General features: G+C 30.6%; 24 protein-coding genes. 15 read left to right on the forward strand and 9 right to left on the reverse strand.

All coding sequences use genetic code 11. The annotated features are described in order from the left end of the window. Positions 1 to 26: 26 nt before the first annotated feature. Together H0I30_RS02265 and H0I30_RS02270 are read right to left on the reverse strand one after the other, a co-directional pair. Positions 27 to 878 carry a hypothetical protein gene (locus tag H0I30_RS02265; protein WP_218772694.1) on the reverse strand — a complete coding sequence of 284 codons (852 nt, stop codon included), beginning with the start codon at positions 876 to 878 and terminating at the stop codon, positions 27 to 29. Continuing rightward, complete coding sequence (locus H0I30_RS02270; protein WP_218772695.1) at positions 871 to 1,848, reverse strand: stage II sporulation protein M; 978 nt, start codon at positions 1,846 to 1,848, stop codon at positions 871 to 873. The genes H0I30_RS02265 and H0I30_RS02270 overlap by 8 nt, the downstream gene beginning before the upstream one ends. Before the next feature lie 118 nt (positions 1,849 to 1,966). Here H0I30_RS02270 and H0I30_RS02275 point away from each other — a divergent pair, with 118 nt between their 5' ends. Together H0I30_RS02275 and H0I30_RS02280 are read left to right on the forward strand one after the other, a co-directional pair. Next, complete coding sequence (locus tag H0I30_RS02275; RefSeq protein ID WP_218772696.1) at positions 1,967 to 2,683, forward strand: RDD family protein; 717 nt, start codon at positions 1,967 to 1,969, stop codon at positions 2,681 to 2,683. A gap of 295 nt (positions 2,684 to 2,978) precedes the next feature. Further along, positions 2,979 to 5,951: an ATP-binding protein gene (locus tag H0I30_RS02280; protein WP_218772697.1), complete on the forward strand. Its 2,973-nt coding sequence runs from the start codon at positions 2,979 to 2,981 to the stop codon at positions 5,949 to 5,951. A 402-nt stretch (positions 5,952 to 6,353) separates the two neighbouring features. Here the strand turns inward: H0I30_RS02280 and rocD are convergent, their stop codons facing one another. Continuing rightward, positions 6,354 to 7,634: an ornithine--oxo-acid transaminase gene (gene rocD / locus H0I30_RS02285; protein ID WP_218772698.1), complete on the reverse strand. Its 1,281-nt coding sequence runs from the start codon at positions 7,632 to 7,634 to the stop codon at positions 6,354 to 6,356. A gap of 255 nt (positions 7,635 to 7,889) precedes the next feature. Here rocD and H0I30_RS02290 point away from each other — a divergent pair, with 255 nt between their 5' ends. From H0I30_RS02290 to H0I30_RS02340, 11 genes are all read left to right on the forward strand, one after another. Then, on the forward strand, positions 7,890 to 8,366 hold the full coding sequence (locus H0I30_RS02290) for a lipocalin family protein (protein WP_218772699.1): 477 nt from the start codon (positions 7,890 to 7,892) through the stop codon (positions 8,364 to 8,366). A gap of 17 nt (positions 8,367 to 8,383) precedes the next feature. Continuing rightward, the gene (locus tag H0I30_RS02295) at positions 8,384 to 9,079 is read left to right on the forward strand and encodes an OmpA family protein (protein WP_218772700.1); all 696 of its coding nucleotides are present in this window, start codon (positions 8,384 to 8,386) and stop codon (positions 9,077 to 9,079) included. Positions 9,080 to 9,184: 105 nt separating this feature from the next. After that, positions 9,185 to 10,636, forward strand: a complete 1,452-nt coding sequence (rlmD, locus tag H0I30_RS02300) for a 23S rRNA (uracil(1939)-C(5))-methyltransferase RlmD (protein ID WP_218772701.1) — start codon at positions 9,185 to 9,187, stop codon at positions 10,634 to 10,636. 7 nt (positions 10,637 to 10,643) lie between these two features. Beyond that, positions 10,644 to 11,123 carry a DUF6452 family protein gene (locus H0I30_RS02305; RefSeq protein ID WP_218772702.1) on the forward strand — a complete coding sequence of 160 codons (480 nt, stop codon included), beginning with the start codon at positions 10,644 to 10,646 and terminating at the stop codon, positions 11,121 to 11,123. Further along, positions 11,104 to 11,802, forward strand: a complete 699-nt coding sequence (locus H0I30_RS02310; RefSeq protein WP_218772703.1) for a DUF6048 family protein — start codon at positions 11,104 to 11,106, stop codon at positions 11,800 to 11,802. Before H0I30_RS02305 ends, H0I30_RS02310 begins: the two co-directional genes overlap by 20 nt. Before the next feature lie 60 nt (positions 11,803 to 11,862). Further along, the gene (locus H0I30_RS02315) at positions 11,863 to 12,810 is read left to right on the forward strand and encodes an isopenicillin N synthase family oxygenase (protein ID WP_218772704.1); all 948 of its coding nucleotides are present in this window, start codon (positions 11,863 to 11,865) and stop codon (positions 12,808 to 12,810) included. A gap of 4 nt (positions 12,811 to 12,814) precedes the next feature. Then, positions 12,815 to 13,138, forward strand: coding sequence for a translation initiation factor (locus tag H0I30_RS02320; RefSeq protein WP_218772705.1), 324 nt, complete (start codon positions 12,815 to 12,817; stop codon positions 13,136 to 13,138). A 145-nt stretch (positions 13,139 to 13,283) separates the two neighbouring features. Beyond that, complete coding sequence (locus tag H0I30_RS02325; protein ID WP_370624051.1) at positions 13,284 to 14,228, forward strand: DUF1835 domain-containing protein; 945 nt, start codon at positions 13,284 to 13,286, stop codon at positions 14,226 to 14,228. Further along, positions 14,229 to 15,098, forward strand: coding sequence for a nucleoside phosphorylase (locus tag H0I30_RS02330; protein WP_218772706.1), 870 nt, complete (start codon positions 14,229 to 14,231; stop codon positions 15,096 to 15,098). Then, on the forward strand, positions 15,098 to 15,958 hold the full coding sequence (locus tag H0I30_RS02335) for a substrate-binding domain-containing protein (protein WP_218772707.1): 861 nt from the start codon (positions 15,098 to 15,100) through the stop codon (positions 15,956 to 15,958). The genes H0I30_RS02330 and H0I30_RS02335 overlap by 1 nt, the downstream gene beginning before the upstream one ends. A 19-nt stretch (positions 15,959 to 15,977) precedes the next feature. Next, complete coding sequence (locus H0I30_RS02340; protein WP_218772708.1) at positions 15,978 to 16,139, forward strand: hypothetical protein; 162 nt, start codon at positions 15,978 to 15,980, stop codon at positions 16,137 to 16,139. Positions 16,140 to 16,194: 55 nt separating this feature from the next. Here the strand turns inward: H0I30_RS02340 and H0I30_RS02345 are convergent, their stop codons facing one another. After that, a complete protein-coding gene (locus tag H0I30_RS02345) occupies positions 16,195 to 16,836 on the reverse strand; it encodes a protein-L-isoaspartate(D-aspartate) O-methyltransferase (RefSeq protein ID WP_218772709.1) in 642 nt (213 codons plus the stop codon). Between the two features lie 197 nt (positions 16,837 to 17,033). On the opposite strand from H0I30_RS02345, the gene H0I30_RS02350 reads away from it, so the two are divergent. Then, positions 17,034 to 17,999: a Gfo/Idh/MocA family protein gene (locus H0I30_RS02350; RefSeq protein WP_218772710.1), complete on the forward strand. Its 966-nt coding sequence runs from the start codon at positions 17,034 to 17,036 to the stop codon at positions 17,997 to 17,999. A gap of 15 nt (positions 18,000 to 18,014) precedes the next feature. Beyond that, the gene (locus H0I30_RS02355) at positions 18,015 to 18,902 is read left to right on the forward strand and encodes a 3-hydroxybutyryl-CoA dehydrogenase (RefSeq protein ID WP_218772711.1); all 888 of its coding nucleotides are present in this window, start codon (positions 18,015 to 18,017) and stop codon (positions 18,900 to 18,902) included. A 79-nt stretch (positions 18,903 to 18,981) separates the two neighbouring features. Here the strand turns inward: H0I30_RS02355 and H0I30_RS02360 are convergent, their stop codons facing one another. The 5 genes from H0I30_RS02360 to H0I30_RS02380 form a co-directional block, all read right to left on the reverse strand. Next, complete coding sequence (locus tag H0I30_RS02360; RefSeq protein WP_218772712.1) at positions 18,982 to 19,434, reverse strand: DUF4440 domain-containing protein; 453 nt, start codon at positions 19,432 to 19,434, stop codon at positions 18,982 to 18,984. Next, positions 19,434 to 20,387, reverse strand: coding sequence for a MoxR family ATPase (locus tag H0I30_RS02365; protein WP_218772713.1), 954 nt, complete (start codon positions 20,385 to 20,387; stop codon positions 19,434 to 19,436). Before H0I30_RS02365 ends, H0I30_RS02360 begins: the two co-directional genes overlap by 1 nt. A gap of 107 nt (positions 20,388 to 20,494) precedes the next feature. Continuing rightward, a complete protein-coding gene (locus tag H0I30_RS02370; protein WP_255554322.1) occupies positions 20,495 to 21,874 on the reverse strand; it encodes a peptidylprolyl isomerase in 1,380 nt (459 codons plus the stop codon). Further along, a complete protein-coding gene (locus H0I30_RS02375; protein WP_218772714.1) occupies positions 21,837 to 22,694 on the reverse strand; it encodes a hypothetical protein in 858 nt (285 codons plus the stop codon). Before H0I30_RS02375 ends, H0I30_RS02370 begins: the two co-directional genes overlap by 38 nt. Positions 22,695 to 22,697: 3 nt before the next feature. After that, positions 22,698 to 24,302, reverse strand: coding sequence for a peptidylprolyl isomerase (locus tag H0I30_RS02380; RefSeq protein WP_218772715.1), 1,605 nt, complete (start codon positions 24,300 to 24,302; stop codon positions 22,698 to 22,700).

The raw sequence follows: 24,302 nt of genomic DNA on the forward strand, positions 1-24,302 counted from the left end.
TGTTAAAGAGGAGTTGTTTCAAAATATTATTGACCTAAACTATCAATTGTTTCAATGGTTCCTGTTAAATTTTTCTGTTCGTTAATATCAAAATATAAAAACACGTTAGTTACTAAAGTGATAGCATAAAACATTAATTGCCCTACGATAGAAATTAAATTCAGTAACAAGTAAATAGGATCACTAAATAAACCAAATATAGCTGTTGGATCTTCGTTACTCATTCCTATTCCCATTTGTATAATTTGATATATAGCTGCCGGTATTTGAAAAATATAACCTAAAACTCCTACTAAAAGTGCTACCACAAAAACAACTCCGAAAGTTTCCCAAAAATGTCCGCTTACAAAACTAAAACATTTACCGATTGTACCAGTTGCTGATTCATTTTGAAAAACTAAAATCGACGCTCCTAAAGATAAGACCGTCCAAGTATAAAACATCGGAAAAACACATAACATTACACTAATAAAAAGTATAATTCCAGATAAGAAACCAAACCCCATAAAAGACCAAAAACGTTCTTTGGTATTGCGTGAAATTTCTTCTTGATCTACAGCTCCGTTATTATCAATATATGATTTTATATAGTGCATACCTGCTAAATTGATAAATACAAATGCTACTAAATATGCAACCATCATTATTAAAATAGCAGCAAACATTCCTATAGCTCCACTTGCATCTTCAGACATTAATGACGACATAGACATCATATAATATATCATTGCTGCTACTGCTATTAAAATAGGAATTGCTGCTGTTTTTAAGATTGTTAAAAAGAATTGTTTTCCTTCTAATCGTATAAACTTAAAAGCATCGGTAATAATAGCGCCTAAATCTCTTTCTTTTTTAAATTGTATGTATTCTTTATTCATAAGTTGGTTGATTGATAATTGATTTTTTATGTAGTTGAATTGGGTATATTACGTAGTAAAATATAATACTTGCTAAGGATGCTAAAATAATAGTGATTGCTAGCCAATCTGGCATTTCGGTATGGCGCGTTACAAAACCTTCTAAAAATCCGGCGATAATAAAAAACGGAATCGTACTTACCATAATTTTTAATCCGTCTTTCATACTTCTTTTAAAAGATTCTAATCGAGAATAGGTTTCTGGAAATAACAATCCGTTTCCTAACACCAAGCCTGCACAACCTGCAATTACAATTACTGATATTTCTATGGTACCGTGAATCCAAATTGTACGAGACGATTCCCATAGCAATCCTTTTTCATAAAAGAAATACAAAAACGAACCTAACATAATGCCGTTTTGCATCATTATATATAAAGTTCCTACAGAAAACAGCATTCCTAAAACAAAAGCAAACATGGCTACTTTTATATTATTTATGGTTATGCCAATAAACATATCTACTTCGTTGGCTTTTTTATACACTGCCATCGGGTCTCCTTTTTCAATATTCTCTAACGTCATATTTACATAACTGTCTCCTAAAATAAGGCGAACGAAATCAACATCATTAGCAGAAGAAAAAGCACCAACCAAACTGAAAAAAGCGAATACACCAAAAGCTATGAATAACTGTTTTTGATGTTTGTAAAACGACAACGGAAACTCAGTTTTAAAAAAACTGATGAACCTATTTTTACTTTCTTTTTTAGTTTTATAAATTTTTTGATGCGCTACAGATCCTATCGAATTTAAATACACTACTGTATTTCCGTTCGGATAAAAGGTTTTGGCATAACTTAAATCGTCCGTCAGCTCAACATATAAGTCAGATAATTTATCTGGAGAAAGGCTTGTTTTCTTATACAAAGCATCTTCAAACAATTGCCACTTCTCTTTATTTTTTTTTACAAAGGCAGCTTCTCTCATTCAGAAAAAAAATTAAAGCAAATTTTAAGAGAAACATCTCTAATCATAGAATATTTTTATCTTCGCTAAACTAAAAAAAGTTGAAAGAACAATCAATAAAAAATTGAAAAACTAATTCATGGATAATTTTCAAATAGAAACTGCTCAAAATATTTCAATAAATCAAAATGTAGCACATATTACTACCCGAATTGGTTCTTACTTAATAGACGCTTTATTTATTGCTGGTTATTACATTATCCTGTTTTTTATAATGGCAATGTTAAATATGGCTCCTAGTATGGAATACATGAGCATATATATGCTATTAGGATTACCTGCTTTTTTTTACAGTTTATTTTTTGAAGTTTTAATGAACGGACAAACACCTGGTAAATATTTTAATAGCACCAGAGTTGTAAAAATAGATGGATCTAAACCAACATTTGGCAGCTATTTAATACGCTGGTTATTGCGTATTGTAGATTTTACTTTAGCTGGTGGATCTGTGGCTGTTTTAACCATTCTTTTAAACGGAAAAGGACAACGTTTAGGTGATATAGCTGCATCAACTACTGTTATTTCTGAAAAGAAAAGAATTACTTTAAAAGATACTATCGCAAATGATGTTGACGATAATTACGCACCTGTTTACTCACAGGTTACTTTACTTTCCGATAGCGATATTCACACCATCAAAAAAGTGTACAACAACGCTAAAAGAAAAAGGAACCATCAAGTAATCATGAAATTACATATAAAAGTTAAGGAGTTAACGAATATTACTACTGATCAAAACCCGATGGATTTTATAGATACCGTTATTAAAGATTATCATTATTACGCGCAACAGTAAATAGAATTTTACTATTAGATAAAAGTATTCAACTTTACTTCATTTACTTTCAGGTCGAGCGCAGTCGAAACCTATTTTTTTTTTAAGAACCTGTAATTTCTCGACTGCACTCGAACAAATAATTTAGATGTTTTTCAGCTTTAAAAAACAATTTGTTATTTCATTAAATACGAATCAGTTAAAAACTTGTTGATTTTTTGGTTGATAAAAAGACGAAGCCTAGTAATTTTCAAGTTGATAATTATACTACTTTCGCCTTCCTTATCAATCTATAAATTCAGGATTTATTCAGCGCATGGAAAACGAAAAAAACTGGTTACAATATTACAAAAACAGCTTATCTGATAGTGAAAACCTAGCTATTGATATTTCTAAAATCAAGAATTTATTTCACCAACAATCTTCAGATTTAAGTAATGCGCTCATCAACTCTAAACAAGCAAATGAATTACTAGATGTAGAAGAACGACGTATTAATCGTTTAAAAGGAATCACCAAAAAAGATAGTAATAAGTGGTATAAAGTTGAAGAAACCAAAATACTTATTTCTCCTTTTCATTTAGAATACCAAACGGATAATCTTAAATTTAAGCAACGTCACATTCATCCTTTTTGGATTGTTGCCGTTGTAAATCGCTCAGGGCAATTATCGGCTCCTAAAGAATTGTTTCCTTTAATTGTTCGTAATTATTTAACGCCAGTTGCCGATGTTAAAAATGATTTTATTTTTTCTGAAATAGACACTATTTTAGATGCCAAAGAACTTGAATCTCCAGAAACTGAATATGAAGAAGACGTTGTTTCGTGGGGGGAATATTGGGATTATATAAATGATATTTTTTCGGCAATAACCAACAGTAATTTAAATAACTATCAAGCAGAAAGATATAACACACAATATCAACTTACTTATTTTGCCATCAGTTCTAAAATTTCAACAGCAAAGAGTATTCTGTTTTTATATGAAAACTTGCTGAAGAACGAAGAAGAATTACCAATTTTATCAAAAATAATAGATCCTACTGCAAAAAAAAGAATAGAAGCTGTTACCGATACTGGTTTTTTAAATTACAATCATTTGCATTTAGGTCAAATGTCTAATGAGTTCCCGTTATCTGTAAGTCAGCGTAAAACGTTGCTCTCTTATTTAACCGCCGAAGAAAATGCTGTTACTGCAGTAAACGGACCTCCAGGAACCGGAAAAACAACACTTTTACAAAGTTTAGTAGCAACCGAATTTGTAAAAGCGGCAATTGCAGGGCAAGATGCTCCTGTAATTTTAGCTTGTTCTAACAACAACCAAGCAGTTACCAATATTATTGATAGTTTTGTTAATTCTGAAAGCTCGATGGAAGAATTAGCAGCGCGTTGGATTCCTGATTTTAACGGATACGCAACCTATTTGCCTTCTAACTCTAAAAGTGAAAAAGCCTTAAAAAATATCAATTTCTTAAAAGGAAATATGTTTGGTAATGAAGGCACTTTATGCAATCTAGAAGATGAAAAATACCTAAACGAAGCCGAATATTACTTTTTAACAAACTATTGCAATTATTTTAATGCAGAAACAAATTCTTTAGAAGATGTTTGCGATGCATTACAAAACGAGATCATTACCATTGAAGATACATTAATTGACGGAGTTCAGTTTTCTGCCGATTACATAACTTCAATCAATTACATTAATAACATTCTTTTAAACGAAACAGATTATATTCAAAAAGACGCTTTTAAAATAGGTAGTCTTAAAGAATGGCGAACTGTACTTACCAATTTAAAATCAGCCACAAAACAAGCCGATTTTATTGATCAAGTAAAAAAATATTTCAAAACCGATATTGCTGAAAACAGTCAGGATTTTATTTTTAAAATCACTGAAGATACCATTTCTAGTAACGATAAAACAATTGCTTTTATTAAAGAATGCATCGCTAATTTAAATTTAGCGCTACAAGCAAATCTAAAATTAAAAAACTGGAAAGCTGAAAATAAAATTAAAGGATTTCCTTTTGTATCAGAAGAACAAATGTGGACCAATGAATATGAAAAAATCAGCTCTAAAGACAATTCGCAACGTTTTTTTTATGATGAGATTGATATGGAGTTACGTCATAAAGCTTTTTTATTAGCAGTTCATTATTGGGAAGCGCGTTGGTTACTAGCTACAAAAGATGCCTTTGAAAATAATACCGAAAAAGGAACAGGAGAAAATGCTATTAAGAATAAATGGAAACGCAGAGCAATGTTAACACCTTGTTTTGTGGCTACTTTTTATATGGCACCGAGTCATTTTTTATACAGTCAATTTCAAGGAGAAGATGAAAACGGAAAACCTATTTTCGAATATCTTCCTTTATACAATTTTTTAGATCTTTTAATTATTGATGAAGCTGGTCAGGTAACTCCCGAAGTTAGTATCCCTGTATTTTCATTGGCTCAAAAAGCTTTTGTGATAGGCGATTTAAAGCAAATTGAACCTATTTGGTCTATTCCTCAAAAAATTGACGTTGGTAATTTAACAAGTTTAAACATGCTTCAAAATGAAAATGATGAAGATTATTTAACAAAAATGGGCTTTTTAGCATCGAGTGGTAGCATTATGAAAATGGCGCAAAATGCCTGTGAATTCGAAACACCTTTAGCTACTGAAAAAGAACAAGGATTGGTGTTATTAGAACACCGAAGATGTAACGATGAAATTATTAGTTTTTGTAACGAACTTGCTTACAACGGTATTTTAAAACCTATGAAAGGAAAAGCTAAAGACACTCAAGTTTTCCCATCAATGATGGCGTACCATGTAGAAGGCTTTAGTGAACGTAAATTTAACAGTCGTTGCAATATAAACGAAGTAAAAGCCATTATCACCTGGTTACAACAAAATAAAGAAAAGATACAAGAAGCCTATAATATTGAAACTATCGAAAGTGTTTTAGGTATTATCACGCCATTTGCAAGTCAGAAAGGCGAATTATCTAAAGCTTTAACCGAAGCTGGTTTTAAGGTAAATAACATTAAGCTAGGTACCGTACATGCTCTACAAGGCGCTGAACGAAACATTATATTGTTCAGTTCTGTATATTCTAACGAAGATGAAGGCACTATGTTTTTTGAAAAAGACAACAAGCCAAACATGTTAAATGTGGCCGTTTCTAGAGCCAAAGAAAGTTTTATTTTATTTGGTGATACCCAAATTTTTGATGAAACGAAAAACACTCCTTCTGGTATTTTAAAAAAGCATTTAAACGTGTACGAAATGGAGAAGTAATATTTAAGAACCTGTTTAAATTTCATTTAAAAACATTTTATAGCTGAAAACCGAATCCGTCTAACTGAATTTATTTCAGTTTCGCATCCTAATTTAGCTTAGCTTATTTATTAACTTTATGCGATGCTGAAATAAATTCAGCATGACGTTTGAATATTAAAAAAACACTTTAATTAAAGTTTAAACAGACTATAAAGCTCTTATATTTTTTTGGAAGCTATTTCCCGCTTTCCGTGCTCGCTCTCTGCGAGGAGCTCAAACAAACACTACAATCGGGGCTAAGTCTATTTATTCAGTTTTGTCTTTAATTATAAGACCTATTTTATCCTTTAGAAAACAAGAACACAAAAAAAAGGAACGATCAAAATCGTTCCTTTTTTATATTTTTAAGATTCTAAAAAATTATTTTTTAAAATCAGAAATTGTTGTCTTAATAATATCGATACACTCCATTAATTGCGCTTCCGTCATTACTAAAGGTGGCGCAAAACGAATAATATTTCCGTGTGTTGGTTTTGCTAATAAACCGTTATCACGTAATTTCATACAAATATCCCAAGCAGTAGAGCTATCTTCAGTATCGTTAATTAAAATAGCATTTAACAACCCTTTACCTCTTACCGATTTTACTAAATCATTACCTTTTGCAAACTCAGACAATTCTGTTCTAAAAATCTCACCCAAAGTATATGCTTTTTCTGCTAAATTTTCTTCCTGAACAACTTCTAAGGCAGCAATAGCAACAGCCGCTGCAACTGGATTACCACCAAAAGTAGAACCATGGTTTCCTGGTTTAATAACATTCATAATGTTATCATTTGCTAATACAGCAGAAACTGGATAAGCGCCTCCTGAAAGTGCTTTTCCTAAAATTAAAATATCCGCTTTTATTTCTGGTTCACCAGAACAATTTTTATCTGCACATGAACAATTACCACAAGTAGCCAATAAACGACCTGTTCTTGCAATTCCTGTTTGTACTTCATCAGCAATAAAAAGCACATTATGCTTAGCACATAATGCTTTTGCCGCTGCTAAATATCCTTCGGTTGGCACATATACACCTGCTTCACCTTGAATTGGCTCTACTAAGAAACCTGCAATATTTTTATCACTTTCTAAAACTTCTTCTAAAGCTTTTAAGTTATCATATTCTATTTTAATAAACCCATCTGTGTAAGGTCCAAAGTTCTTACGCGCTACAGGGTCATTAGAAAAAGAGATGATAGTTGTTGTACGCCCGTGAAAGTTATTTTCACAAACTACTATTTGTGCATCATTTTCATCAATACCTTTTACTTCATATGCCCACTTTCTACATAATTTCAAAGCAGTTTCTACCGCTTCTGCACCTGTATTCATTGGCAATAATTTATCGAAACCAAAAAGTTCGGTAGCAAATTTTTCATATTTACCTAACATGTCGTTATAAAATGCACGAGAAGTTAAGGTTAATGTTTTTGCTTGCTCTACCATTGCTCCAACAATTCTTGGATGACAATGTCCTTGGTTTACTGCAGAATATGCAGATAAGAAGTCGTAATACTTTTTACCTTCAACATCCCATACATGTACACCTTCACCTTTACTAAGTACTACTGGTAACGGGTGGTAGTTATGTGCTCCGTATTTACTCTCTAATTCAATCGCTTGTTGCGAAGTTAATTGGTCTAAAACAGCCATTTTTAAAATAATTTTTAATTCATAAAAAACTATTCCTGTTCTACCTTTATTCTTTCAATAGTATTGTATAACCTTATATTTATAAACTTTGAAAAAGCAGCGTGGGAAAGAAATCATCCCTAAAAAACAAAACTATTAAATTTTAGCGACTTTACAAGAATCAAAGTATCTTAAATGAGTTAAAGTTAATTTTAGATGAATCACTGATAACAATAAAATAGCTTTAAATTTGTATCATATTTAAAAACACAGAACATGAAAAAAATTTTAACAATTTTAGTAGCTTCAGTGCTATTTATTAGCTGTAAATCTACTTCAGTCGTAAATACTAAGTTAGATGGAAAAACGGAGCGAATGCTTAAAGGAGATTGGATAATGACTTCAGTTAACTTTCCTGGTTCAGACTATTTAAAAGTAAATTCATTTAATATAGAAGATTCTAAATGTTTTATTGGTAGTAATTGGAGCTTTGTTTCTAATAACAATAAAGGTCAAATGAGCCTTAATAATCAAGCTACTTCTTGTAGAGAATTTAATTCTCCAATAACTTGGTATATTAATAAAAGTGGTGAATTTGTTTTAAAAATAATTAATGACCACAAGGCAAAAAAAGTTAACACTGGTTTTGTGTTAAGTATTAATAATGTAACAGAAACAAGTTTCGATCTAGTTGATAAAATTAATGTCGCTAGCGAGATTAAAAATATAAAATATTCATTTCAAAGAAAATAATTTAAAAAAATTACATCATGAAAAAAACAATTATATACAGTTTATTCGCATTAGTTATAACTAGTAGTGTTATTACTTCTTGTAACTCAGTTAAAAATGCCAACAACACTCAAAAAGGTGCTGCTATTGGTACTACTGCAGGAGCTCTTTTAGGTGCTGTTCTTGGTAACAATGTAGGAAGCGGAAAAAATTCTGAATTAGGTGCCGTATTAGGTGGCGTTATTGGTGGAGTTGCAGGTGGAGTTATCGGTAATAAAATGGATAAACAAGCCCGTGAAATTGAAAAAGCATTACCTGGTGCAGAAGTAGAAAGAGTTGGTGAAGGAATTATGTTAACCTTAGGTGAAAATGCTGTTAGATTTAACACCAATCAATCTACCTTAACAACATCAGCTAAAGCAAACCTAAATAAATTAGTACCTGTTTTTAATAACTATAAAAACACAAACATTGTTATTTATGGTTACACAGATATTACTGGTAAAGCAGAATATAATCAGGCGCTTTCAGCAAGAAGAGCTAGTTCTGTAAAAAACTATTTATCACAAATGGGAATTGACATCACAAGATTCGAAACCAAAGGTTTAGGTATTCAAGACCCTATTGCTTCTAATGAAACATCTGAAGGTAGAAGTAAAAACAGACGTGTGGAGTTTGCGATTTTAGCAAATGAAAAAATGGTTAAAGAAGCTAAAAAAGAAGCAGGAAATTAAACAACATATTTCTTTCAAAAAAAAGACTACTCAAATGAGTAGTCTTTTTTGTATCAACAAACCATATCTTTTCATAATTTTGCAATCCATAAATTATAGTTTACAATGCCACGTAGAGAACGAAATAAGTTTGTTAAAAAAAATCAAGTTTTAGAATTAAAAATTGAAGATTATGCCTTCGGCGGAAAAGGAATTGCGAGAATTCATTCTGAAGAAGGAAGCTTTGTTGTTTTTGTTCCTAACACATTACCAGGGCAATTAGTAAAAGCTCAAATTGGTAAATCGAGTAAAAAATATGCCGAAGCAAAATTAATTGATGTTTTAGAACCTTCTGAAAATGAAGTTGAAGTTCCGTTTCAAGACATTCCTGGTGCTCCGTATATTCAATTACCAATCGATTTACAACATCAATATAAAAAAGAAAGCACCTTATCCTTATTTCAAAGAATAGGGAAAGTTGAAAATATTGAGGACTTGTTTGATGAATTTATTACTTCACCAAATGTATTTCATTATCGAAATAAAATGGAGTATGGTTTTTCGGCTATTGGTTACGACAGAGAAAATAAAACAGATGCTGACTTTTTTACCTTAGGATTTAAACGTCGCGGAGTTTGGTGGATGGGAGATAATTTAGATAAAGATTCTGGATTATTTGACGCTCAAGTTGAGGATAATTTAAAGGTAATTCGAGAATACTGTGAAAAAACCGGTTTAACTCCTTGGCACGGACCTAAAAAAGAAGGTTTCTTTAGGTACTTTGTAGTTCGTAAATCTCACAAAACAAGCGAGTTACTATTTAATTTAGTAACGACATCTTACGACTTACCTAAATTTGATATGCAAGCTTTTGTTGCATTGTTAAAAGATATTTTTGGTGATCGTTTAGCCGGTTTATTACATACTATAAATGATGAAGTTGGTGATAGAACAATAGCTACATCTGGAAGTATAGAATTAGTTACCGGAAAAGATAAAATTGTAGAAGAATTATTAGGTTTAAATTTTGAAATTAGTATGAAAAGCTTCTTTCAAACAAACCCTAAATCTGCCGAAAAATTATACACAAAAGTTGTTGATTATGCTTTAGAAAATAAAGAGGCTATAGACAATACTGTGGTAATGGATCTTTTTTGTGGTACCGGAACTATTGGTCAAATTTTAGCATCAAAAAGCGAAAATGCAAAAATAGTTGGTGTTGATATTGTTGCATCAGCAATTGAAGATGCTAAGAAAAATGCAAAGCGAAACAACATAGAAGGTTTACAATTTTATGCTGCCGATGTTGGTAAATTCTTAAAAGAACACCCACAATATCAGAATAAAATTAGAACAATTATCTTAGATCCAGCTCGTGCAGGTATTGCTCCGAAAACATTAACCAAAATCATCAACTTAAATGCAGATAGAATGGTTTATGTATCTTGTAACCCAGCAACGCAAGCACGTGATACGGAACAACTAATGCAGGCAGGTTACTTTATTAAAAAAATTAGTTTAGTAGATCAGTTTCCACATACAGCACATATAGAAACCGTTGTTTTATTTGAAAAATAAATCTTAAATGAAAAAATACCTCTTTATTATATTTACTTGTTTGATAGGAATTTCATCTTGTGAAAAGGATGATTTCTGTGTTCAAGATTCTATAACACCTAATTTAGTTTTGCGCTTTTATGATAAAGACGATGTATTTCAACTAAAACAAGTGGAACGTTTTTCTATAATAGCCCAAGGAAAAACAGACAGCCTTTTTACAAATAGAACTACAGATAGTATTGCTATTCCGTTAAATTCTTTATCTGAAGAAACTGTTTACACACTTAAAATGAATAATATTGATGGTAGTAAAGCTACAAACCAAACAGCAACACTTACTATAAAATATGATTCTGAAGATGATTATATTTCTCGTTCTTGTGGTTTTAGAGTTGTATTTAAAGATGTAAATCTAGAACACACAGGTTGGATAAATAATTTATCTACTTCAACAATTTCAAATATTAATAATCAAACAAACGCGCATGTACAAGTATATTATTAGTCTCTGTTTGATTGTTATTTATGCAAATGGGTATTCACAAAAAAAAGAAATATCAGAAGCGAAAAAAGATAGTATAACATATAAAACTGGTTACGGATTACGTTTAGGTGTTGATATTAGCCGACCTGTATTAGCAATCGTTGATAAAAGTTATAGCGGTTTAGAATTGGTCGCTGATTATCGTGTTTCTAAAAAATGGTATATAGCTACCGAGCTTGGCTATGAAGAGGAAATAACCTTTGAAGACTTTACTAAATCAACATCAAAAGGAAGCTTTATAAGACTTGGTGCAAATTTTAATGCCTACCAAAACTGGTTAGACATGAATAACGAAATTTATGTAGGTATGCGTTATGGTTTTGCTCTTTTCGATCAGACTTTAAACAGCTATCAATCAAATGTAGGAAGCACTTATTTTCCGTCTAACACTATTGAAACTCCTATTACAGAAACAGGTTTAACTGCTCATTGGACTGAATTTCAATTAGGTATAAAGGTTGAGACTTTTAAAAATTTATTTTTAAGCGCAGGCTTTTCTTATAAAATAATGCTAAGTTTAGATGATCAGAAGAACTTTAAAACCTTGTATGCTCCAGGTTTTAATCGCGTATTTGAAAGCAACACTGGTTTTGGTTTCAATTACACAATCTCATATTTAATACCTTTTGTTAATAAGTAATTTTAGAGCTTACAGTTGATTTCATTAACTTTACACTCTGAATAATTAAACTTATTAACAATGAATAAAATTCCAAGCGTAAATTTAGCAGACTTTTTATCTGATGATAAAAGCAGAAAACAAAAATTCATCAATGAAATTGGTGACGCTTATGAGAATATAGGGTTTGTGGCTTTAAAAGGTCATTTCTTAGACGATGAATTAGTTGATAATTTATATACTGAAATAAAAAACTTTTTCGACTTACCTACAAACGTAAAAGAAAAGTATGAAATTCCGGGTATTGGCGGCCAAAGAGGTTATGTATCTTTTGGTAAAGAAAGTGCTAAAGGAAAAAAAGAAGGAGATTTAAAAGAATTCTGGCATTTTGGACAATATGTAGATGCTGCTTCTAAATATGCAAACGAATATCCTGATAATGTAACGGTTGAGGAACTTGCAAAATTTAACGAAGTAGGTAAACAAACCTATCAAATGTTAGAAAAAACAGCAAAATACGTATTGCGTTCTTTAGCATTACATTTAGACTTAGAAGAAACTTACTTTGATAATTATATAAAGAATGGGAATAGTATTTTACGTCCTATTCACTACCCTCCTATTCAATCAGAGCCTAAAGGAGCTGAAAGAGCTGCTGCCCATGGAGACATTAATTTAATTACTTTATTAATGGGTGCTCAAGGAAAAGGATTACAAGTTCAAAATCATAAAGGAGATTGGATTGATGCTGTTGCACAACCTGATGAATTAATGATAAATGTTGGCGATATGCTATCACGTCACAGTAACAATAAATTAAAATCGACTATTCACCGAGTTACCAATCCGCCAAAAGAATCTTGGGGAACTTCTCGATACTCAATTCCGTTTTTTATGCACCCTATTTCTGAAATGAAATTAGATGTTTTAGAAAATTGTATCGATGAAAACAACCCGAAGAAATTTGATGATATTACTGCTGGTGAATTTTTAGATGAGCGTTTACGTGAATTAGGGTTGAAAAAATAGTACAATGGATTTACACGATCAATTAAAAAATTTATTTCCAGAACATAAAGAAACGGAAGTAAAAAAAGAAGAGAAATCAGAAATTTGGTTACAAGAGGATCCAATACTTTGTAAATATGAGAAACGCAAAGGAAAACCTATTACAATTTTAGATGGTTATACTGGTGCTACGAAAGATTTTAAAAAATTAGCAAAAGAAATTAAAACAACGCTAAGTGTTGGTGGCAGTTTTAAAGACGATAAAATAATTATTCAGGGAGATTATCGTGATAAAATAATGCAAATTTTAAAAGATAAAGGCTTTAATGTAAAACGCGTTGGAGGTTAAAAGTAAAAAAAGTCAAGAATTTAAATTCTTGACTTTTTTGCTTTTATATTAGCTAAGTATTAAAAAATCAACCAATTAACAATAACGTTATCAAATGAGCGTTATTATATAGAAAATTAAATACTCAACTAAAATCCCATTAAATATGATTTCCCCTAAATTACATATTACAAACGGAGACTTTACTACTAAAAGACTTGAAGAATTAAACTTTGAAGGTAAAGTTATTACATGGCGAGAAATGCTATGTGAAGGAAAAACTACTGCCGATGTTGGTAGTGAAAGTTTCTGGAAAATACGTTTCGAGTTTCTAAAAACATCTTATAAAGTTTCAAAACAAAAGTTTATCGATAATACTTTAAAAGAATATCGCAACCTTTGTAACGAAAAAGCTCAAGACGAAATTATACTTTGGTTTGAGCATGATTTATTTTGTCAAGTAAACATGCTTGCTGTAATTAGCTGGTTAAAACATTACCGAAAAGGACGACAAATATCATTAGTTTGTAGCGGAAAATTAAATACTCAAAAAAAGTTAGTAAGCTTATCAGAACTCTCAAAAAATCAACTACAAGAACACTATAAAAACAAGATTACCTTAACGAAAGATGACATTGAATATGCCGATTATATTTGGCAATTATATTGTTCTGATAGTCCGTTACAGTTAGAAAACATTTATAAACTCGACAAAAATAATACTTTTAGCTACTTAGAAGAAGCCATAAAAAACCATTTACTTCGCTTTCCATCAATTGAAAATGGTTTAAATCATATTGAAAATAGTATTTTAAAAACGGCAAACAACAATCAATTTGAAAGCAAAACACAATTGGTTAACAAGCTATTAATCAAACAAGAAAACTACGGATTTGCCGATTCTCAATATTTCAATAAAATTGATCAATTAAAAAACATGTTCACTTCTTTTAACCCTATTAAACTAAATAAAATAGGTAAAAAAGTATTGCATCAACAAACAAATTATTATGGCAAAATACGTTCTGATTTTTCGTATCTTGGCGGGGCTAAAAAATACAGCTACTTATATGTAAACACTACAAATAAGCTGCTAAAAATCACATCATAAATGAATATTCAAAATTCTGAGCTTATCTTAAATCCTGATGGAAGCATATATCATCTAAATTTAAGACCAGAACACCTAGCTAACGATATTATTTTTGTTGGCGATCAATATCGTGTAGATAAAGTTTCACAACATTTTGACACCATTGAGTTTACAACTCAAAAACGTGAATTTAAAACAACTACAGGAACCTATAAAGGAAAACGCTTAACCGTGGTTTCTACCGGAATTGGTCCTGATAATATTGATATTGTTTTAAATGAATTAGATGCTTTGGTTAACATCGATTTAAAAACACGTAAAATAAAAGAAACACATACGCAATTAAATATTACACGTATCGGAACTTCGGGCTCTTTACAAGATGATATTCCTGTAAATAGTTTCTTATTAAGTTCTCATGCGATCGATTTAAACGGAATGTTGTTATCATATCAAACAGCAGAAATAGCGCATCCAGAAATTGAGCAAGCTTTTATTGCGCAAACTAACTGGAGTACTAAAAAATCATATCCACTGGTTGTTTCAAACGGAAAAAGCTTAGAAGATAAATTAATGTCTGGTATCGTTTTTAAAGGAATCACAGCTACCGCTGGAGGTTTTTATGGGCCACAAGGTCGTATTTTACGTTTACCTTTACAAGATGGAGATTTAAATAGAAAAATAGATAGCTTTAACCATAATGAAAACAGAATTACCAATTTAGAAATGGAAACTTCTGCTATTTATGGTCTATCAAAATTATTAGGCCATAATGCGGCCTCTATGAATGCTATAATTGCAAACAGAGCTAATGGTACTTTTAGTGAAGACCCTGGTAAAGTGGTGGCCGATTTAATTACATATACATTAGATAAATTAGTAGGATAATGCTAAACTTAAAAGTAGGTGGTGTACCAGAACACTTTAATTATCCTTGGTATATTACTTTAAAAAATAAAGAATTTACAAACCAAGGTATTAATTTACGTTGGCAAGATTTTCCTGGTGGTACAGGGCAAATGTGCAAAGCCCTACGCTCTGGCGAAGTAGATATTGCTATTGTATTAACCGAAGGAATTATTAAAGATATCATTAATGGTAATCCTTCTAAAATAACACAAACCTTTGTTAAGAGCCCTTTAATATGGGGAATTCATGTTGGTGATAAATCAAAATTTAAAAAAATAGCTGATTTAGAAAATGCCACTGTAGCAATTAGCCGTTTTGGATCTGGTTCTCATTTAATGGCAATCGTAAACGCACACAATAACGGTTGGGATATTGATAACCTAAAGTTTAAAGTTGTTGGCGACCTACAAGGTGGTATTAATGCACTAACGAAGGGAGATGCAGATTACTTTATGTGGGAGCATTTTACCACAAAACCTTTAGTAGATAACAATACTTTTAGACGCCTAGGAGATTGCCCTACACCTTGGCCATGTTTTGTAGTGGCAGTTCGCAACGAAGTTTTAGAAAATAATTTTGAAGAAGTTAAAAATGTTTTAAATATCATTAATAATTGTACTGATGATTTTAAAGACATTCATAATATAGATGAAACTTTGGCGCACAGATACGAACAGAAGATAGAAGACATTCAAGAATGGTTATCTATAACCGAATGGAATGACGGTAAACCTATCTCTGAAGATTTAATTACCCAAATACAAAATAAAATGATTGGGTTTAACGTTATTGATTCGAAGAAAGACTCTGGTGAGTTAATTAGAAATATGTATATTTGATTTTTATAAAACAACAAAAATGAAAAAAGTAGTATTTATTGCAATTTGTGTCGTTAGTTTAATAGGTTTTTCTTCTTGCGGAAGTACAAATCCTTGTGGTTTAGCAAAAAATAATCAAACAAAACAAAACCAACATCAATCAGAAATTATTGTTGCAGATACAACAGAAATTTCTGAGTAACTTGATGTTTCTTTTTATTCAAATTCAATAAATCCGCTTTTCTTAGGCGGATTTTTTAGTTTTTTTCTTCTAACATTGGTACGAATTTAAAATCACCCAATTCATATTTCTCAAATTCTTTTGGTGATTTTCTTACAAATAAAGTCATTATTTGCTCTTTATCTCCCACGGGAATCAACAACTTACCTCCTACTTTTATTTGTCCTAATAAAGCTTTTGGCACAAACGGAGCTCCTGCTGTAACAATAATTTGATCAAAAAGAGCCTCTTCTGGCAATCCTTTATAACCGTCACCAAAAATAAATCGTTTTGGACGATATCCTATTTTAGGTAAAAATCTTGACGTTCTTTTAAACAACTCATGTTGTCGTTCTATGGTAAAAACCTCTGCCTTTAACTCTAATAAAACAGCTGTTTGATACCCTGATCCTGTTCCTATTTCTAAAACTTTATCTCCTGGTTTTATTTTTAAAACCTGAGACTGAAATGCAACTGTATAAGGATGAGAAATTGTTTGATCTGCAGCAATAGGAAATGCTTTATTTTGATATGCGTGTGCCTCGAAACTGCTATCTATAAAAAGATGTCTCGGTATTTTTCGTATGGCGTTTAACACGTTTTCATCTTCAATCCCCTTTGTTTGTAAAACAATCGCTAATTGATTTCTAAGTCCTTGGTGTTTGGTAGTATCTATCACAAATGGTAAAATTTCAATAATTCAAAAATAGTAATAAATCTGTATAAAAGTGTATCTTTGTTTGCATTGCTTTTCTAGTGAAAACAGAAAAGCAAAATAGGTTAAAAACAATGGCATTTATAGATTAAATTGTTAAGTAATCTTCTTGTAAGAACTACTTCTTTTATTAAAAATGACCATACAAAATTAAACATACTATGTTAAAAGCTGGAGTTTTAGGTGCAGGTCATTTAGGTAAAATTCACTTGCGTTTGTTACAACAATCCGAAAAATATGAATTGGTAGGATTTTACGATTCTTATACTGAAAACGCTAAAAAAGTAGCAAAAGAATTTGGATATAAATTATTTGACTCTGTTGATGAGTTAATAGATGCTGTAGATGTTGTAGATATTGTTACACCAACATTATCTCACTTCGATTGTGCCAAACAAGCAATTGAAAAAGGAAAACACATTTTTATTGAAAAACCAATTACAAACACTTTACAAGAAGCTGAAGCTATTAGAACTTTAGCTAGTCAAAACCATATTCGTGGTCAAGTTGGTCATGTAGAACGTTTCAACCCTGCTTTTACAGCTGTAAAAGATATGATAGATACACCAATGTTTATCGAAACACATAGATTAGCCGAATTTAATCCTAGGGGAACTGATGTGCCTGTTGTTTTAGATTTAATGATTCATGATATTGATGTTATTTTATCGGTAGTAAAATCTAAAGTAAAAAACGTACATGCAAGCGGAGTTTCAGTTATTTCTGACACACCAGATATTGCCAATGCGCGTATTGAGTTTGAAAACGGATGTGTAGCAAACTTAACTTCTAGTAGAATTTCAATGAAAAACATGCGTAAAAGTCGCTTTTTTCAAAGAGATGCTTATATTTCTGTTGATTTCTTAGAGAAAAAATCAGAAGTGGTTAAAATGAAAGATGTTCCTGAGAATCCTGATGAATTTGCAATGATTCTTCAAAATGCTGAAGGTGTAAAAAAACAAATTTATTTCGACAATCCTGAGGTCGTTGAAAACAATGCTATTTTAGACGAGTTAGAATCGTTTGCTGATGCAATAAACAATAACACAACACCAATCGTATCATTAAGTCAAGGAACCGAAGCTTTACGCGTTGCTCACATGATAATTGATTGCTTTAAAAAATAATAAAACACACTAAAAATGAAAAATATCGCTGTAATTGGAGCAGGAACTATGGGTAACGGAATTGCGCATACATTTGCTCAATTTGGATACAATGTTCAACTTATTGATATATCTCAAACTGCCTTAGATAAAGGTTTAGCAACTATTACTAAGAATTTAGATAGAATGGTTGTTAAAGAAAAAATATCTGAAGAAGATAAAAATACAACTTTAGGTAACATCTCTACCTATACATCTATTAAAGAAGGTGTTCAATACGCTAGTTTAGTTGTTGAAGCTGCTACTGAAAATGTAGATTTAAAATTAAAAATATTTAAAAACTTAGATGAAGTTTGTCCTGAAGATACCATTTTGGCTACCAATACTTCTTCTATTTCTATCACACAAATCGCTGCAGTTACTAATAGACCCGAGAAAGTAATTGGAATGCATTTCATGAATCCGGTGCCAATCATGAAATTGGTTGAAATTATTAGAGGTTATAATACTACGGATGAAGTAATGAATTTTACGGTTGATTTAACTAAAAAAATAGGTAAAATACCTGTTGAAGTAAATGATTACCCTGGCTTTGTAGCTAACCGTATTTTAATGCCAATGATTAACGAATCTATCGAAACATTATACAATGGTGTTGCTGGTGTTGCTGAAATTGATACTGTAATGAAGTTAGGTATGGCGCACCCAATGGGACCTTTACAATTAGCTGATTTTATTGGTTTAGATGTTTGTTTGTCGATTTTGAATGTAATGTACGACGGATTTAAAAATCCTAAATATGCTCCTTGTCCTTTACTAGTGAACATGGTAAATGCTGGTAAATTAGGAAGTAAATCTGGTGAAGGTTTTTACGATTATAGCGAAAGTAGAAAAGCTGAAAAAGTAGCAAAGATGTTTTCATAAAAAATATTTTTGCGTCATAAAAAAGAGGCAATTTCAATTGAAATTGCCTCTTTTTTTGATTTTTAAAGTATTTAACTTCTTAACAAGAAGTATCTGCTATAATTTTCCATTCACCATTTATCTTTTTAAAAATAATCATAAACACTCCGTTTGCATTGCCTACTTTTCTTGTTAAGTGATATGCTCCCATTACAAAATAAGCATCGTTATTTATCTTTGAAATATCGTTAACTTTAAACTTAAGCTCTCCGGAATAGTCTTTTGTTGGGTAGCCTTTTTTATAATTCGCTAAGGTTTTATCCCAGCCAAAAGTAATTCCATTACTTCCGTAAAACTTTAAAGAATCACTTTTCCAATACCCTTGCATGAAACCTTCTAAATCGTGATTAGACCACGCTTCTTCTTGAGTTTTCATTATTGCTAAAATCTCTTTTTTCTCTATTTCTTCTGATACATTAACTGTAACTACTTCTCTTTTACAAGAAATTATTATAGCTAAAAACAACACACTAAATACAAGTAATTTCTTCATTAAAACAATGATTTAATAATTTCTTTAATTGTGATTCCTTCAGCCTCTGCTTTATAATTTTTAACGATTCTGTGTGATAATATCGGAATAGCAACTGCTTGAACATCTGCAATATCTGGAGAAAATTTTCCGTTTATCGCAGCATGTGCTTTTGCTGCTAAAATTAAGTTTTGTGAAGCTCTTGGTCCTGCACCCCAATCGATATATTTTTTAATTAGTTCTGTTGATTTATCTGATTTCGGACGTGTTTTTCCGACCAAACCAACTGCATATTCTACTACATTATCAGCTACAGGTATTCTTCTAATCAACTTTTGCAATTCTATAATTTCTTGTGATGATAAAATTGAAGTTACCTTTTGGCTACTTGTTGACGTGGTACTTTTTACAACCTCAACCTCTTCTTCAAATGTTGGGTATTCTAAATGAATAGAAAACATAAAACGATCTAACTGTGCTTCTGGTAAAGGATACGTTCCTTCTTGTTCAATAGGGTTTTGTGTCGCTAACACAAAAAAAGGTAAATCTAGCTTGTAATGATTACCCGAAATGGTAACCGATTTTTCTTGCATTGCTTCTAACAAAGCTGCTTGTGTTTTAGGTGGCGTACGGTTAATTTCATCCGCTAGAATAATATTAGAAAAAATGGGTCCTTTTATAAATTTAAACTGACGGTTTTCATCTAAAATTTCACTTCCTAAAATATCCGAAGGCATTAAATCGGGTGTAAACTGAATACGGCTAAATTGCAAACCTAATACATCAGAAATGGTATTTACTAGCAAAGTTTTTGCCAAACCGGGCACACCTATTAAAAGAGAATGACCTCCGCAAAGAACAGACAATAAGGTGTAATTTACAGCTTCCTGCTGCCCTATTATAACCTTACCTATTTCTTGTTGTAATTGACTAAACTTTTTTACTAAATTATTTACAGCAGTAACGTCTGACATGAATTAAATTTTAAATGTTCTTTTTCAAAAAATCTTAATTTACAAACTATTATAAAATAAGATTCCCGCTAAACGCGGGAATCACAATATACTAAAATTATTAGTTCTTATTTGTTTTCTTTTTTCCAATCTTTCTCGAAAGTACAATCTTTATAATCGCTTCCTAATTTTATATACGTTTCTTGAATTTTCTCTTTAGTCCACTTTGCTATTGTTTCTTCTTTTTTCTTTGCTAATGCAAACTGTTGCATTCTTACATAATCTTCTACAAGGTCGGCTGTATGTGTTTCCGTTTTATCTTTCAATAAGATTACTTTATACATTTTTTCGCCTTCACGAGTTTCATCGTAAAAAACATCAGACAAATCACTTTTATTAAGTTCACTAATTCTACCAAATAAATCTGGTGCCATTCTTGTTAACTCAAAAGTAGTCTCTTGTGTATATGGGTTTATTAACAAACCTCCATTATTTTTTGTTTCCTCTTCTTCTGAATACTCTTTTACAGCTTCTTCAAAAGTTATCGTAGCATCTTTTACATCTTTAACAATCTTTTCGATAGCTTCTTTTGTTTCATTTAATTTAGCATCAGAAATTTCTGGTTGCATTAATATATGAGAAACATCACGACCATTACCTCTTATTTTATTTAATAAAACAATATGGTATCCGAAAGGAGATTTAAATGGCTCTGAAATTTGACCTTCTTCTAATGAAAAAGCTACTTCTTTAAATTCTTTTACAAAACCAGTTTCTTTTGTTATTACCCCCATATTACCGCTGTTTTGAGCAGCACTAGGATCGTCTGAATTTATAATTGCTTTTAACTTAAAACTTGCGCCTCCTTCAACTTGCTTTTTAATTTCATTAAGCTTGTTAATAATACGTTCGATTTCTTCTTTAGTTGGTTCTGCTTTTAAAACTAATTGAGCTATCTCTACCTCTGCTGGTATTTCTGGTAATTCTTCTTTATCTGCCAATCCTTTAAAATAAACTCGTATTTCTTCTGGAGTAACATCAATATCTTGCGTAATTTTTTGCTGTTCTTTTTCGATAAGAAGATTTTCTTTTTGTACTCTTTCCAATTCTTTCTTTAAATCTTCAATATCATTAAAACCATATGCTTTAACCACTTTTTCTTCACTACCATACTCATTAGTAAAGTAAGCTATACTTCTTGCGACTTTACTATCAATATCTGATTGCGTAACAACAACACTATCAATAACTGCATGATGGGCAAGCAATTTTTGTTCCATTAAGTCTTCTAACATTTCACAATTAGAAATCGTAATCTTACCCTCGCTTCTTTGCTCAACTTCTTGCTTAAATTTATCTATATCCGAATCTAAAACAATATTTTTACCAATAACTACTGCTACGCCATCTATTTTAGTTTCTTGTGCATTTATGGCACCTAAACTAGCTAAGAAAAAGGTAAATAAAATACTAGTATTCTTTAAAGTTTTTGTTTTGAATTGCATCATTTATCAACGTTTTTTCTATCTCTCTAATTAATTCTAATTTTCGTTTGTGTAAAATTATTTGTTTTATCCTCGGACTTACAAATAACAAAGGTGCTGTTGCATTTTTTGGCAACATACTTTTTACAGCGACCAAATATACTCCTAAACTATCTTCTTTTTGTATGTATTTAGATATTTTTAACAGTTTTTGATCAGTTTTTGACTCAAGAGCCGGAACTTTTTTCTGTAAATAAGAAAATGGTACCCAAGTTGAATCTTGTAGCCTATAAGATTTAAAGTTTAATAAATATCTTTCTAAATCTTCTCGCTCTACTTCATCTGAAGATTTAAAGTTTTTTATGGTTTCTTCTTTATCTAAAAAATCTTTACCAAAATGAATATACTCAAATTGCAAAAGTTCTTCGCTTAACTTGAAGTTTTCTTTATTTTTTTGATAATACAACTCTATTTCTTCTTGATTTACAACCGTATCTAATTGCTGTTTTATTAAACGCTCTTTGTAGCCATTTATATATAAACTCTTCTTATAATTATTTACTAATTTTTCTATCTTACCACTATTAACACCAGATATATTTTCTTCTGCTTTAGCTAGTAATAATTCTTTCTTTGCCCAAGAATTTATAAGGCCTTTTATGATTACCATACTATCTTTTTTGGTAATACCTTTGGGAATTAAATCAGCAATATCTTTCTTGTAAAGGTTTTTATTATAAACGGTAGCAATAGGCCTATGCTGTTCTACTCTTTTAGTTTTTAAACTAAAAAAATCACATGAAACAACAAGTATTATTATTAATAAAAGGATTATTTTCTTCACTTTTTATTGATTGTATATTTTTTTAAACTTTTGTAATTCTTTTTCTTTTATTTCTATTTTATTTTTTTCTCGTAGCTCTTTTACCCAGTCTGCTTCTAGCTGTTTTTGATAATCAGTAATTACATATCCTCTTACTTCAGTAAATGATTTGTTTTTATATTTTGATTTATTTAATTTATAAAACGCTTTTAAACCAATAGTATCATTTAAAGATGTATTCCATATTTTTTCTTGTAATAATTCAAACAAAAGCAATCCTTCTTTGTATTCTAAAAAAGCCTGCTTAAACTCCGGTTTTGTATGTAATAAATCATTTTTAAAATACGTTAAAACTTCATAATTTATAAAATCTTCATAAACTGTTTTTATTGGTAAACTTTTATTCTTTTTACGATAATAATAAAACGATTTTACAAATATTTTCTTTTTATTGATAGTTAATAAAACACTATTCAGGTTATCTTGATTAATTTCATCATTTTCTGACACTAAAAAAACAGCTAATGCTTTTTCTGACTCTTTAATTTTGTACTCTTTCTTCAACCTACTTAAAACTACTTGTTTTGATAAAGTTGCTCTACTAGAGTTTCTAACTTTTTTAGTTAACTCCTCTTTTAGTTCATCAAAAGAACCTAGAGGATGATTTTTTATGAGCTTAACAATATGCCATCCAAATTTGGTTTTAAAAGGTTTTGTATAATCGCCTAATTTTTTAATTTCTAAAACCTTGTTTTCAAAAACGGACACCATATCACCTGTACCAAACCTAGGTAAATTCCCTCCTAAAAAAGCAGTTGCATTGTCTTCAGAGTATTTTTTAGCAACCACATTAAAAGAACTACCAAATTTAAGTTTTTTATAAAGTGAATCTATCTTTTCTTTACTATTACTTGAATTTTTGACCAAAATATGAGCAACATCAAACGATCCTTTAGAAAGTCTCTTCCCAGTAACTTTTAAAATATGGTAGCCGTATTTTGTTTTAAAAGGCTTAGAAACTTGATTTAAGGGAGTTTTATAAGCCGCTTCCTCAAACGGGTACAACATTGAAAATACAGAAAAATAACCTAAATCACCTCCATTAATCTTAGCCGATGGATCTTCTGAAACTTCTTTTGCGACTTCCTCAAAAGATTCTCCGTTTAAAATCCTATTTCTAACTTCTTCAATTCTTTTATAAAGCATTAGTGTATCAAATTTGATACCATTTTTAGGAAACTTAATTAATATATGGCTTGCTTTAACTTCATTTATTTTACGATAATACGCGTCTTTTATTAGTTTTGATAAAAACGCTTCATCTAGTAAATAAGGAGCTATTAACTGATTTTTATAAACTTCTAATTCCCTTTTGTAACTTTTTAAAGTATCTAATTTTAAAATATAAGCTTCCTTAACTTTTAGCTTATAATTAATATATAGCTTTAGGTAACTGTCTATATTTTTAGATTCTTTATCAACTATAATTCCTAAGTTTTTTTCATAGACTTGTTTAAATTCCGAAACCATTACTGGCGAATTATTTATACGAAACAATTCTTTGTCTTTTTGAGCAAAAGAATTGTTAATTATAACCAAAACGAAAAAAAACGAAAAAAACTTACTCAT

Origin of the sequence: Tenacibaculum sp. AHE14PA, from assembly GCF_019278465.1 — a bacterium.
GTDB lineage: Bacteria > Bacteroidota > Bacteroidia > Flavobacteriales > Flavobacteriaceae > Polaribacter > Polaribacter bernardetii.